At 48.7% G+C, this 13,935-nt stretch carries 13 protein-coding genes; 10 read left to right on the forward strand and 3 right to left on the reverse strand.

The genetic code is table 11. The annotated features are described in order from the left end of the window. Positions 1-47: 47 nt before the first annotated feature. From rimM to rplS, 3 genes are all read left to right on the forward strand, one after another. On the forward strand, positions 48-542 hold the full coding sequence (rimM, locus tag C792_RS0105835) for a ribosome maturation factor RimM (protein ID WP_017548518.1): 495 nt from the start codon (positions 48-50) through the stop codon (positions 540-542). After that, positions 539-1,207 (forward strand): tRNA (guanosine(37)-N1)-methyltransferase TrmD, encoded by a 669-nt coding sequence (trmD, locus tag C792_RS0105840; protein WP_017548519.1) that lies wholly within the window; start codon positions 539-541, stop codon positions 1,205-1,207. The genes rimM and trmD overlap by 4 nt, the downstream gene beginning before the upstream one ends. 138 nt (positions 1,208-1,345) lie before the next feature. Next, positions 1,346-1,693: a 50S ribosomal protein L19 gene (gene rplS / locus C792_RS0105845; RefSeq protein ID WP_017548520.1), complete on the forward strand. Its 348-nt coding sequence runs from the start codon at positions 1,346-1,348 to the stop codon at positions 1,691-1,693. Positions 1,694-1,850: 157 nt separating this feature from the next. Here rplS and C792_RS0105850 read toward each other — a convergent pair whose 3' ends face one another. From C792_RS0105850 to C792_RS0105860, 3 genes are read right to left on the reverse strand one after another with little or no spacing between them, the layout of a single operon-like run. Then, a complete protein-coding gene (locus C792_RS0105850; protein ID WP_017548521.1) occupies positions 1,851-4,496 on the reverse strand; it encodes a YfhO family protein in 2,646 nt (881 codons plus the stop codon). A gap of 2 nt (positions 4,497-4,498) precedes the next feature. Further along, positions 4,499-4,885 (reverse strand): GtrA family protein, encoded by a 387-nt coding sequence (locus C792_RS0105855; protein WP_017548522.1) that lies wholly within the window; start codon positions 4,883-4,885, stop codon positions 4,499-4,501. After that, positions 4,872-5,819: a glycosyltransferase family 2 protein gene (locus C792_RS0105860; protein ID WP_017548523.1), complete on the reverse strand. Its 948-nt coding sequence runs from the start codon at positions 5,817-5,819 to the stop codon at positions 4,872-4,874. The genes C792_RS0105855 and C792_RS0105860 overlap by 14 nt, the downstream gene beginning before the upstream one ends. A gap of 90 nt (positions 5,820-5,909) precedes the next feature. Between C792_RS0105860 and ylqF the strand changes: the two genes are divergently transcribed. The 7 genes from ylqF to xerC all read left to right on the forward strand — a co-directional run bounded on the left by ylqF (position 5,910) and on the right by xerC (position 13,928). Continuing rightward, positions 5,910-6,761 (forward strand): ribosome biogenesis GTPase YlqF, encoded by an 852-nt coding sequence (gene ylqF / locus C792_RS0105865; RefSeq protein WP_017548524.1) that lies wholly within the window; start codon positions 5,910-5,912, stop codon positions 6,759-6,761. Continuing rightward, entirely contained in the window at positions 6,762-7,526 is a 765-nt protein-coding gene (locus tag C792_RS0105870) for a ribonuclease HII (RefSeq protein ID WP_017548525.1), read from the forward strand. An 81-nt stretch (positions 7,527-7,607) separates the two neighbouring features. After that, the gene (gene sucC / locus C792_RS0105875; RefSeq protein ID WP_017548526.1) at positions 7,608-8,777 is read left to right on the forward strand and encodes an ADP-forming succinate--CoA ligase subunit beta; all 1,170 of its coding nucleotides are present in this window, start codon (positions 7,608-7,610) and stop codon (positions 8,775-8,777) included. Positions 8,778-8,794: 17 nt separating this feature from the next. Then, positions 8,795-9,703, forward strand: coding sequence for a succinate--CoA ligase subunit alpha (sucD, locus tag C792_RS0105880; protein ID WP_017548527.1), 909 nt, complete (start codon positions 8,795-8,797; stop codon positions 9,701-9,703). Between the two features lie 159 nt (positions 9,704-9,862). After that, positions 9,863-10,699: a DNA-processing protein DprA gene (gene dprA / locus C792_RS0105885; protein WP_017548528.1), complete on the forward strand. Its 837-nt coding sequence runs from the start codon at positions 9,863-9,865 to the stop codon at positions 10,697-10,699. 69 nt (positions 10,700-10,768) lie between these two features. Beyond that, positions 10,769-12,835 (forward strand): type I DNA topoisomerase, encoded by a 2,067-nt coding sequence (gene topA / locus C792_RS0105890; protein ID WP_017548529.1) that lies wholly within the window; start codon positions 10,769-10,771, stop codon positions 12,833-12,835. Positions 12,836-13,052: 217 nt separating this feature from the next. Continuing rightward, complete coding sequence (gene xerC, locus C792_RS0105895) at positions 13,053-13,928, forward strand: tyrosine recombinase XerC (RefSeq protein WP_040608718.1); 876 nt, start codon at positions 13,053-13,055, stop codon at positions 13,926-13,928. The last annotated feature ends 7 nt before the right edge of the window (positions 13,929-13,935 follow it).

Below are 13,935 nucleotides of genomic sequence, written 5' to 3' on the forward strand. Positions count from 1 at the left end.
GTGCCTTTTTTATTCATGACGAATAAATGATTAAGAGGTGCAAGCTGATGAAGATCAATATCGGACGACTGGTGAGCTTCCACGGGGTGCAGGGTGAAGTCAAGGTGTTGAGCGATTCCGACTTCACAGAAGAACGCTTTGCCCCGGGAAGTGAAGTGGAGATAAAAGGCGGATCTTACGTCATAGACAGCTACCGGGTACACAAGAACTTCCATATGCTGAAGTTCCGCGGTGTGACGAACCTGAACCAGGTCGAGCACCTGAAGGGCGCCGGTCTGATGCAGGAGGACGATGCCGTTGAAATCGAGCTTGAGGAAAATGAATTTCACTACCGGGAAATCATAGGCCTTGATGTGATGATCGAAGAGACATCTGAGAAAATAGGGCAGGTTACTGATATTTTCGAAACGGGGGCGAATGATGTCTGGGTGGTCAAAGGCGACAGTGAGTACATGATTCCGTACATCGAAGATGTCGTAAAGGAAGTCGATCTGGAGAATTCACGGATCTTCATCTCGCCGATGGAGGGAATGCTTGAATGAATATCCATTACCTGACACTGTTTCCGGAAATGTATGAAGGAGTGCTGAACACTTCCATATTGAAGCGTGCGAAGGAAAAAGGCATCGTCGATTACAATCTCATCAACTTCCGGGACTATTCAGAAAGCAAGCACAACAAGGTGGATGATTATCCATACGGCGGAGGGGCGGGCATGGTACTGAAACCCGAGCCGGTCTTCAATGCCATGGATGCACTCGACCTTGCCAGTCCGCGTGTCATACTGATGTGTCCGCAGGGACAGCCGTTCAATCAGAAAATGGCAGAATCCCTGAGTGGGGAAGATGACATCGTATTCATATGCGGCCACTACGAAGGCTATGATGAGCGCATCCGTACGCTTGTCACCGATGAAGTATCCATCGGTGATTACGTCCTGACCGGCGGTGAGCTCGCCAGCATGACGATGACGGATGCCGTCGTACGGCTGATCCCCGGTGTACTGAGCCGCGAAGAGAGCCACCAGGAGGATTCATTCTCAACGGGGATGCTCGAACACCCGCATTACACCCGCCCCCGCGAGTACCGCGGGATGCAGGTTCCCGACGTGCTTCTGAACGGCAACCATAAACTGATAGAGGAATGGCGTTATGAACAGAGCCTCATGCGCACGCGGGAAAGGCGGCCGGACCTTTTGGACAACTAGAATATACGTACAATTTATGGAAAAGCCGTTGAAAGCATGAAATAATTATGGTAATATTATACGAGTGTCTGAGTACACACATACACAACAATCCGCTGCTATGACGGGCAAGATGGTTGGAAGAAGGAGAAGATAGTCATGTCACAGGAATTAATCAATGAGCTGACAAAAGATCAGCTGAAAACAGATTTGCCGCAATTCAAAGCCGGAGACACAGTACGTGTCCACGTACGTATCGTCGAAGGAAGCCGTGAGCGTATCCAGGTCTTCGAAGGTGTTGTAATCAAACGCCGTGGCGGAGGCATCTCAGAAACATTCACAGTGCGTAAAATTTCCTACGGTGTAGGAGTTGAGCGTACATTCCCTGTACACACGCCGAAAATCGAGAAACTTGAAGTTACTCGCCGCGGCCGCGTACGTCGTGCGAAACTTTACTACCTGCGCAGCCTGCGTGGTAAAGCAGCGCGTATCAGAGAACTCCGCTAATAGTCCGGAGGAACGGGCCCCTGCTTCCTGTTTGAGGAATCAGGGGCTCTTATATATCCGCACCAACGGTTTTTATCCGCTGGTGCGGATTTGTTGGCTGTCACCGGTTTGAAAACTGCATTCATTGGAGTTTTGCCAATATGCAAAAGGCACGGAATCATTTGCGATTCCGTGCCTTTCTTCTATTCATAAATCTGCATAAGAATTTACGCACCCCGAACAGGTTCACATAGATGAATGCGCCGAGAAGTGAGAGTGCCGAAATGATCAGGGTGATCCAGTAATAAGGAGGGGTATAGCTTATTCTGATGGATGTATCGGCAGGCCCCACTTCAAAGGCAGTCATGAGGTAGTTTGCCCGGAAGGCGCCGAGGTCACCGCTATCGTTTCCGGTGACTGTCATGCCGTCTCGGTACATGATGGGGACGACGGCAAGACCCGGCCGCTTTCCATCGAGTGTGATTTCGTACGAATTCGGGTGTTCGGTGACTTCATAGGACACGTCACTTCTGTGGCTGGCGTCCTCCAGCCTGCTGTAGTCTTCTATATAGATGCCCTCAATATCGACTTCGTATTCACCGGATGACAACTGGATCGGTATGGTTTCAGCAATTTCTGCGCGGTACAGAAGGTCGTCTGCATATGTTCTGTACTTGCTGGTGGCGAACAGCCGGTCGTTCTGATAGCCGTCGACATCGACGGTGAATCTTTTGACAGGATCGACGAGTTCGATGTGCAGTTCGATGTATACATCCGCCTTGTCCGCCGGAGCGTCCGGCACCCCGCTGAAATCGAGGCGCAGTCCGCCGCCGTCGTCATGGACTTCGAGTGCCTGACCGTCGAAGTCGGCATTGAATGCCTCCACACCGACTTCATCCAGTACATTTTCAGGGGCGGCCATCACGCTGTTTGACGGATGGGCGTCAGTGACCACGCCTTCAAGCATCGCATGCTCGCGCTGCAGCGGTGTTGTCAGGTCGTCCGGATCGTAGACCCGGTCACTGAAGCGGATGAAGTCAAGCGGCAGCATGTTTTCATGGATGGTGTAAGTCCCGTCCGACAGAACCGGGCGGAACCGGGAAGGGATCAGGCCAGCATCCTCTTCACGCATCAGGTAATCCGTGCTGAACAGGGAATAAAGATTGTTCCTTGACTGGAATGAGGCATACCGGCTGATGGATTCATGCGTGAAGTTCACTTTAAGGTCGTTGTAGTAGAAATCGATGATTTCCCCGTTGATGATGCTCGAATACATGCTGGTGCCGCTGAATCTCATGTACATCGGTGTGTTGTCCTGCTCCCTTACCCTGTAGTCTATTTTCTGTTCCGGCTCTTTCATTTTCTTGATATGGTCTATGTTGTACTGCTGCAGTTCACTTCTGTAGTGATTGCTGTTGATATAGAAAAGGTGGTTCCTGTCGGTGATGCCGGGGTGATAGATTTCCTCATCCGTATGGGAGGCACTGACCACCCCAGTGAAAATGATGACCAATGCAGCGAGTGCCAGGGTCAAGGTCCTGCGCTCTTTATCTGCCGTTACGACGGCGAGACCCGCAAACTGGACGAGCGGTACAAGCCACAGCCAGACGACCATTTCATCTGCAATCCAGACCGACAGCCCGAGCAGTATATATACGGGAATCATACTCAGTGCATATGTTTTCAAAGGCACCTGCCGGAGATTGGAAAGGTACTGCGCAATCAGCACCCCGTGGAAGAACACAAGCATGTAATGCCAGCGTTTCTGCGGCTGCTGGAAGCCGTTGAAGAATGTATCCACGTACGGCGATACTGTAAATATCATGAATACGATGGTCAGTAAGGCGAACAGCTTGTAGTAGTAATTCCTGTAGAGGACCGGTGTGAAAAGTGCCTGCACGGCCAGAAACAGTATGACGACCAGGTAGTTTTCGTAGAATATATTATCCTGCGGTCCAAGGTCGGCGATGAATGGCACTTCCACCATGTATTCCCTGGAGTCGTTGTTCAGGAATCCACGGACGGCATGGAAGAATGCCACAGTGGATATGCCGAAACCGATGATGGCCGAAGGAATGGATAATTTCAGTACCCGCCCCGCCCTGAGCTCTCCATCACGTCTTGCACACAGTCTGATCACCAGATAGACGACCGAGATGATCAGCTGGAAGTATGCGAAGTAGAAATTGTTGATGAGTGTGAGCGCAACGGCAAACACCAAGAGTGCCGGCCGGCCTTTCCTGATGAGCAATTCAAGTGCCAGGAATGTCAGCGGCAGCCAGATGAAGACATCACTGAAGAATGACCAGAAAATGGTGAACCTGAAATAGGTCGGTGAAGCTGCGAATATGAATCCGCCAAGCACTGCATACACTGGTCTGACGCCGATGATCTTCAGGAATTTATATGTGAAGAAGATGATGGCGAACGTTTTCATAATGGATATGAAAAAGCCGTTGAGTGCCCAGAATTCGACTGTTCCGGTATCGTAGCCGAATAAAAATTCACCGATCCTGACAAAGATGACGTTGATGTGATAGATGACATTCGTCGAATAATAGTAGGCGAGATCCGTATAGAAATCCCCGCCGAGTCCGAAATCCATATCAAAAAACAGTGTGCCCTCTTTGAACTTTTCATAGAGGTAGAGCTGCATCGGCAGCATCTGCTCCAGTCCGTCGTTGGCGCCGGTCATGAATATCTTCTGTTTTTCATCATCCGGGTCAATCAGGCGCCAGAGTACGTAAGCGTGTGACAGTATTGCCAAAAAGGCGATGAGCATCAGATACCGGAAACGTTTTGCGAGCAGGATCAGCTTCTTCATTTTCAAACCTCTTTATCCTTGAGCACCCACCGGGTGATTGTATATGTAACAGGCACAGTGACAATCAGGACAGGAAGGGGTGCGATGATTTCATTCCAGCCGAATGTATCGACGAATATATACAGAAGCAGTGTCTGCATGCCCATGTTGACCACCTGGGTGAGCGGGAATTTCAAAAATCGTGGCCAGGTCGGACGTACCCTGTAGACAAAGTGGCAGTTCAGGAAGTACGAAATGACAAATGCCGACAAAAAGCCAGTGACATGGGACAACAGATAGGGGAGCCCTGACCAGAGCAGCAACGTATAGATTACATAATAATTGACGGTGTTGAGCAGCCCCGTCAGGATGAACCGTATGAACTCACAGCTCTTTTCATTTCGTTTCATGCAAATCGTCCTTTTCCTGTGATTCACAATCAGACTCCTCGGTGATGATGAAATTCGGCCTGTTCTTGGTTTCTATATATATCCTGCCGACATATTCACCGATGATGCCGAGTGAGAAGAGTTGTACGCTGCCGAGCAGGAGCAGACTGGCAATGATGGTGAAATATCCGGGCTCATCCACACCGTATATCAGTATATTGACGAAGATATAGAGGATATAGGCCAGTGATATGAGAAGGACCACAAGGCCAAGATGGAAACAGATGCGGAGCGGCCGGTGATTGTAGGCGCTGATGCCATCCACCGCATAATCGAAAAGCTTGAAAGGGTTGAATCTCGATTTTCCATTCGTGCGTCCTACGTGATTGAATTCCACTACTTTCTTGCCGAACCCGACCCATTCGAAAATCCCCTTCGAGAAGCGGTTATTTTCGCTGAGGAGCAGGATGGCATCGATCACTTTGCGTGAGATGAGGCGGAAGTCGCCTTCACCGTCCACAAGACGGACGGTGCTCGTGCTGTTCATCACTCTGTAGAACAGGTTCGCCGGTATGCGTTTCATGAGCGGTTCTCCGCTCCTGTTCCGTTTGGCGATCACCTGGTCGTAACCCGCCTCGAAATGAGCGTTCATCTCTGCGATTATGGCGGGGGGATGCTGGAGGTCACCGTCCATGATGACAGCCGCTTCACCGCACGCTTTCCCGAGTCCTGCGATGATGGCCGATTCCTTGCCGAAATTGCGGGAGAAAGAGATGTACCTGACATGCCGGCTGCCGAGGCTTTTTATCGTCTCAAGTGTATCATCCACCGAGCCGTCATCAATGAAGATGATCTCATGCTCTTTTCGGATCACGTGCATCACCGCCCGGATTTCATCATGCAGCACGGGGATGTTCCGCGCTTCATTAAGAACAGGAACTATGATTGACAGCATTTCTCCGCCTCCTCAGGATTTATTAAATGATGATTGTATTATATAATATAGAGATGAATTAATGAAACATAAGGAACGAAGGTGAAGGCAATGAGTATAAACTGGTTTCCGGGCCACATGGCCAAAGCGCGCAGGGAAATAGAAGAGAATTTGAAGAAGATAGATGTTGTCATTGAAATACTGGATGCAAGAATTCCGGCTTCCAGCCATAACCCGATGCTGGATGAAGTGACCCGGCACAAGCCCCGGGTGGTCATTCTCAATAAGAAGGACATGGCGGACGAAGCAGCGACGAAATCATGGATTTCAAGGTTTGAGAAGGACGGAAAGCATCCGGTTGCGATCAACGGCAGGGACAATCAGATCATCCGCAAGATCGAGCCGCTCGCAATCGAAGCAACAGAAGAGATGTTTGAGAAGATGGCTGCCAAAGGCATCAACAGAAGGGCCATTCGTGCGATGATAATCGGCATCCCGAATGTCGGCAAATCGACGGTCATCAATAACATTGCAAAAAAGAAGGTCGCACAGACCGGCAACACACCGGGAGTGACAAAGCGCCAGCAGTGGATCAAGGCGGGCACACGCATGGAGCTTCTCGATACGCCGGGCATACTGTGGCCGAAGTTCGCAGACGAGGAAACAGGGAAAAAGCTCTCCCTGACCGGTGCCATCAAAGATACAGTCGTACCGCTTGATGAAGTGGCGATCTACGGTATGAACTTCCTGCTTGAGCATGACAGGGAGGCTTTCAACAGTTTCTACAATATAGATGCGGATGTGGACGCAGACATTGTGGAGACATACGAGGCAATCGGCAGATCTCGGGGGCTGAAGGCCGGGGGAGACGAAATCAACTATGAAGCGGTTACGAACAGGATCATCTATGATATCAGGAATGCAAAAATCGGCAGATATACATTCGACCGGGCGGTGGACTGATTGAAGTCCGTACGTGAAATCACTGCAGAGATCGCCGGTTTCTCTACGCTCCAGGAGATAGAGAACTGCAACTATAAGGAAGACAGCCGTAAAGGTGTAAAGGATGCGCTCGGCAAGCAGAGGCGGCGGATCGAAAAAGAACAGATGCTCCTGGGAAAATATGAAGAGATGCGCCGGTATGAACGTGAACTTGAACCGGACTGCAGCTGCATTGCGGGCGTGGATGAAGCAGGGCGCGGACCGATTGCCGGGGAAGTCGTGGCTGCTGCCGTCATACTGCCCGAGGGGTTTTTACTGCCGGGGCTGGATGATTCAAAGAAGCTGTCAGCTAAAAAGCGTGAGGCTTTCCGTGATATCATCATGCGTGAGGCGCATGTCGGTACCGGCATCGCAGATGCCGGTGAAATAGATGACCTCAACATATATGCGGCTTCAAGGCTTGCGATGCAGAGGGCTGTGGAAAACCTCGCCGTCGGGCCGGACCATCTTCTCGTGGATGCGATGACAATTGGTGCCGGAGTGGATGAGACAGCCATCATAAAAGGGGATGCGAACTCTGTGTCCATCGCCGCTGCGAGTGTCATTGCCAAGACGACACGCGACAGGATGATGGCGGAATATGACAGGCTGTACCCGGGCTACCATTTTTCAGGTAACAAAGGTTATGGAACGAAGGACCATCTGGCAGGGCTTGAAAACTTTGGTGTCACGCCGATACACAGGAGAACCTTCGAACCGGTCAAAAGTTTGATTCTAAAGCATTAATTTAATTTCATCAGTTTACTTTGATGAAATCCTTTTCTATAATTGAATGGTAAGGTTTAAAAAAGTCTTAGGAGGATGAACATGAATATCCATGAGTATCAAGGGAAAGAAATTTTTCGCTCCATGGGCGTAGCTGTGCCTGAAGGCAGCGTGGCATATACACCTGAGGAAGCAGTGGACGTTGCAAAAACACTCGATTCTGATGTGTATGTTGTAAAAGCTCAGATCCATGCAGGCGGCCGCGGGAAAGCCGGCGGTGTCAAAATTGCCAAGTCGATCGATGAGGTAAGGGAATATGCCAAGGAACTGCTTGGCAAAGTTCTCGTTACACATCAGACAGGTCCTGAAGGCAAGGAAGTCAAAAGGCTCCTGATCGAAGAAGGGTGCGATATCCAGAATGAATTCTACATCGGTTTCGTCATAGACCGTGCAACTGACCGCGTCGTTCTGATGGGGTCCGAAGAGGGCGGTACGGAAATTGAGGAAGTGGCTGAAAAAACACCTGAAAAGATCTTCAAGGAAGTCATCGATCCTGTCGTCGGCCTGATGCCGTACCAGGCGAAACGCCTTGCATTCAACATAAATATCCCTAAAGAGTCCGTTAACAAGGCGGCTAAACTCATGCTTTCACTGTACAATGTATTTACAGAGAAAGATTGTGCAATCGTGGAAATCAACCCGCTTGTATCCACCGGTTCGGGAGATGTTCTTGCGCTCGATGCGAAGATCAACTTTGATGAGAACGCACTGTTCCGCAACAAGGATATTGTAGAACTCCGCGACCTCGATGAAGAGGATCCGAAGGAAATCGAGGCGTCAAAATATGATCTTTCATATGTTGCACTGGATGGAAATATCGGCTGCATGGTGAACGGTGCAGGCCTTGCGATGGCAACTATGGATACGATCAACCATTTCGGCGGAAAACCTGCCAACTTCCTTGATGTAGGGGGCGGTGCAACAACTGAGAAAGTTACTGAAGCATTCAAGATCATCCTCGGTGATGAAGGTGTCAGAGGCATCTTTGTCAATATCTTCGGCGGCATCATGAAGTGTGACGTCATTGCTGAAGGTGTAGTGGAGGCAGTCAAGAATGTCGGTCTTGATATTCCGCTTGTAGTGCGTCTTGAAGGAACGAACGTCGAGAGAGGCAAGGAAATCCTTGACGGTTCGGACTTCGACATCATCCCTGCAAGCACTATGGCGGAAGGCGCTCAAAAAATCATTGAAGCGGTCAACCAAAATAAATAATAACGGAGGAATCTACTGTGGGTGTATTTATCGATAAAGATACGAAAGTACTGGTACAAGGTATAACAGGTTCAACAGCGCTGTTCCACACAAAACAGATGCTCGAATACGGCACTAAGATCGTTGCCGGCGTCACTCCAGGCAAAGGCGGCCTGGAAGTGGAAGGCGTCCCTGTGTACAATACTGTTGAAGAAGCTAAAGAAGCAACGGGTGCAAATGTTTCTGTAATCTATGTCCCGGCACCGTTCGCAGCGGATGCGATCGTAGAGGCGGCAGATGCCGAACTTGATATGGCAATCTGTATTACGGAGCACATCCCTGTGCTCGACATGGTCAAAGTGAAACGCTACCTCGAGGACAAGAGCACTCGCCTCGTGGGACCGAACTGTCCGGGTGTAATCACAGCCGACGAGTCCAAGATCGGCATCATGCCTGGATATATTCACAAAAAAGGCCACGTGGGCGTAGTCAGCCGTTCCGGCACACTTACTTATGAAGCCGTTCACCAGCTGACCGAAGCGGGAATTGGCCAGACGACTGCCGTCGGTATCGGCGGGGACCCTGTCAACGGAACAGACTTCATAGATTCACTTAAAGCTTTCAATGAAGACCCTGAAACTTATGCGGTCGTCATGATCGGTGAAATCGGCGGTACTGCCGAAGAGGAAGCTGCGGAGTGGGTCAAGGAAAATATGACCAAGCCTGTAGTGGGCTTCATCGGCGGTGTAACTGCACCTCCGGGCAAGCGCATGGGCCATGCCGGCGCCATCATCTCAGGTGGTAAAGGGACTGCTGACGAGAAGATCAAGACCATGAATTCATGCGGCATCGAAACAGCGGACACGCCGTCCGAAATCGGTGAAACACTGATAGAGCGTATCAAACAGGAAGACGGACTTTATGAAAAATGTCTGACTGTAAAGTAATTGAAATATAAATCACTGATGTGATGATGAAAGAGGAGAATCCCCGGCGGATTTCTCCTCTTTTTTACTTTTATTGACAGTGGATGTATCAGAACATTAACATGTGTGCTGTCGTTTTTCTTCTATAATATATGTAAAACATAAAACAGGAGGAAGAAGATGAAGATGCTTTCTATGAGCCTCGCCGGTGTCACTCCACATGAATATGCAGCACTTTTGGGGAAGGATAGAAGGATTGACAGACAGAAACTTGCTGAAAAGTTGAGGTTTGCCGGACAGCTGGACGAGGATTATCTAAAAAGGAACATGAGGGAGAACAATATTTCAGTGATCACCATCGAAGACGGAATCTATCCCTCAGGCCTAAGGCAAATCTATGATCCGCCCTACTTAATCTATTGCAGGGGAGATGTCGGATTATTGAATGAACCGCTGCTCGGTGTGGTCGGAAGCAGAAAGTCAACCAGTTACTCCAGGACGGTGTTAACTGATATTTTACCCCATTTTAAAAATAAAATTTCAATAGTTTCAGGGCTTGCCTACGGTGCAGATGAGATGGCGCATGAAATTTCCATCAATGCCGGGCTCAAAACGATCGGTGTGCTGGCTTTCGGTTTCGATTTCCATTACCCTGCGACGACAAAAAAATTAAGGGGCATAATGGAAAAATACCATCTGGTCATCAGTGAATATCCCCCTTCTGCAGGTATTGAAAAATGGAAGTTCATTGCAAGAAACCGCATCATAGCAGGAATTTCAGAAGGTGTACTGGTTACGGAAGCCGAGGAACGGAGCGGGAGTCTTATTACATTGGACATGGCTCTGAATGAAAACAGGCACGCCTACTGCATCCCCGGCAACATCACGTCGAAATTATCAGCCGGGACAAATTCAAGGATACGTGAAGGGGCGAAACCGGTCATATGTGCGGGAGATGTTTTAGAAGATTTTTCCTGTGGAGTTTCATCTCCATCTGAAAAAATAAAACTTTTATAGTTGACAAACAATTTTGGTTCACTGTATTATTTGGATTTGAAAAGACCAGAAAAAAGGAGGCAGTCGAAAATGGCGGATAATTTGGTTATTGTCGAATCGCCGGCCAAAGCCAAAACCATCGAAAAGTATCTTGGTAAACGATACAAAGTCGTAGCTTCGATGGGGCATGTTCGAGATTTGCCTCGCAGTCAAACGGGGATAGATACGGAAAATAATTACGAGCCTAAATACATTACCATTCGCGGCAAAGGTCCACTTCTAAAAGATCTGAAGAAGGAAGCCAAAAAAGCGAAGAAAATATACCTGGCAAGTGACCCGGACCGCGAAGGTGAAGCCATTGCCTGGCATTTGAGCCATGCGCTTGGTGACGATAAAGATTATTACAGAGTTGTTTTCAACGAAATAACGAAAGATGCAGTAAAAGAGAGTTTCAAACATCCCGGGGAAATCAACCAGCAGCTGGTGGATGCCCAGCAGGCAAGGCGCATACTGGACCGGCTGGTAGGATACAACATTTCACCTGTACTATGGAAGAAAGTGAAAAAAGGTCTGTCAGCCGGGCGTGTGCAGTCAGTTGCACTGAGGCTTGTTATTGACCGTGAAAACGAAATACGGAATTTCAAGCCTGAAGAATACTGGACGATTACATCTCAGTTCAAACATGGACGCAGTTCTTTTGAGGGTAAATTCAACCGTCTTAAAGACGAAAAGATCAAGCTCAAAACAAAAGATGACGTGGACAAAGTGCTCGCACAGCTTGAGGGGAATGAATTTAACGTAGATTCCGTCGAGAAGAAAGAGAAGAAAAGGTTCCCGGCGCAGCCGTTCACGACTTCATCACTGCAGCAGGAAGCAGCGCGCAAACTGAACTTCAAAGCACGGAAGACGATGATGACCGCCCAGCAGCTGTATGAGGGGATTGATATCAAGCGCGAAGGCACAGTGGGTCTGATCACATATATGAGAACAGACTCTACAAGGATCTCGCCCGTTGCCCAAAAAGAGGCGACGGATTTCATACAGAAGGAATATGGTGATGAATATGTCGGCCGTAAAAAGTCGGCCAAACAGTCCGAATCAAGCCAGGATGCACACGAGGCTGTCCGGCCGACTTCCGCCAACCGTACACCGGCGAATATGAAACAGTATCTTTCCCGTGATCAGTACAGGCTCTACAAACTGATATGGGACCGTTTCATAGCAAGCAACATGGCTCCGGCCATACTCGATACCGTCAAGATGGACCTTTCCAACAACGGCGTCATCTTCAGAAGCAATGGACAGACGATCAAGTTTAAGGGATTCATGCAGATTTATATTGAAGGAAATGACGACGGTGACGAAGACATGAACAACCGTCTTCCGGAAATTGCCGAAAATGAAACAGTAAAAAGTGAAAAAGTCGAACCGAAGCAGCACTTCACGCAGCCACCGCCAAGATTTACCGAGGCGAGACTGGTAAAAACACTTGAAGAGCTGGGCATCGGCAGGCCGTCAACCTACGCACCAACCATCGATACTATACAAAAGCGCAATTATGTGAAGATGGATCAGAAGCGTTTCATGCCCACTGAAATCGGGGAGATTGTCAACCAGTCCATGAACGAATACTTCCCGGACATCATCGATGTAGACTTCACACGGACGATGGAAAAAAGTCTGGATGATATCGCAGAAGGCGATGCATCCTGGGTCAAGGTCATAGACGATTTCTACAAGGATTTCAGTCCTCAGGTGGAACGTGCGGATGAAGAGATGGAGAAAATCGAAATCAAGGATGAGCCGGCAGGCGAGGATTGTGAGAAATGCGGTTCACCGATGGTCTATAAGATGGGCCGCTATGGCAAGTTCATGGCCTGCTCCAACTTCCCCGACTGCAGAAACACAAAAGCCATCGTCAAGACGATCGGGGTCAAGTGCCCGAAATGCAAAGATGGTGAAGTGGTTGAGAGGAAATCCAAAAAAAACCGGATCTTCTATGGATGCGACCAGTATCCTGAGTGCGATTTCATTTCGTGGGACCGTCCTATCGGCAGGAACTGTCCGAAATGCGATCATTATCTCGTGGAGACGAAAAAAGGCAAAACGGCAAAAGTCAAATGTACAAACTGTGATTACGAAGAAAAAGCCGAGTAAATTGAAATACCCATATGCGGATATGGGTATTTTTTGCTTGTTCAAAAAATGTTTTAATAATATTCATTAAATTTTGTGCATTTTTGTCGCAGATAGTTTACAATATATGATTGGGAACTGGAGAACGATGTCAAAAGGACTCATTTAGATGCGAACTTCTTATCATTTGTATGATTTTTTGTAATTGTGATAAGATTCAGATAAAGGAGGTGGGCGTATCCGCTACCTTGACCAGTTTCTGGATCAGCTGGCATTCCAGCGCAACATGTCGGAACACACCGTGACGAATTATAAAAAGGATATCCTCGAATTTGAAAAATTCCTGAAAGTAGAATCGCTTACGCCGGAGCATTTCAAATACATGGACGCCAGAAACTATCTCAACAGGCTCTATGAAAAAAAACTGAAGAAAACTACGGTATCCAGGAAGATATCTTCGTTGAGGAGCTTTTATAATTATCTGCTGGACCGCAATATTGTGGCTGCCAACCCATTCCGCAGCCTGCCTAACCCGAAGCAGGAAAAGCCGTTGCCGGGTTTTCTTTACGAGAATGAGATCAGTGCGCTGTTCGATGGTCTGGACCGGACTTCAGGCATGTATACGAGAGACCTTGCCCTGCTGGAACTACTCTATGCAACAGGCATCCGTGCTTCCGAACTTCTGGGTCTGAACCTGTCAGATATCGACTTTGACCATTCATTCATCAAAGTGCGTGGCAAGGGCGGCAAAGAAAGGGTTGTCCCTTTTGGGAGCAGGGCATCGTGTGCCCTTTGTGACTACATTGAGGCCCACCGGAAGGCGATTGATGACGGTGGAGCGTTCTGGATCAATCACAGGGGCGGCCCACTGACTTCCCGCGGGCTGAGGTATGTTCTTGATATGATGGTCAAAAAGAGTGCGAGTGATCTTCATATACATCCGCACAAGATCAGGCACAGTTTTGCGACGCACATGCTCAATAATGGAGCGGACCTCAGGGCGGTGCAGGATCTGCTCGGACATGAATCTCTTTCTACAACCCAGAGATATACGCATGTCTCCAAAGAACAGCTGAGGAAGACGTATTTGGAACATCATCCAGCAAATAAGTAAGAGGTGG

It is taken from the genome of Salinicoccus carnicancri Crm (assembly GCF_000330705.1).
Classification (GTDB): Bacteria; Bacillota; Bacilli; order Staphylococcales; family Salinicoccaceae; genus Salinicoccus; species Salinicoccus carnicancri.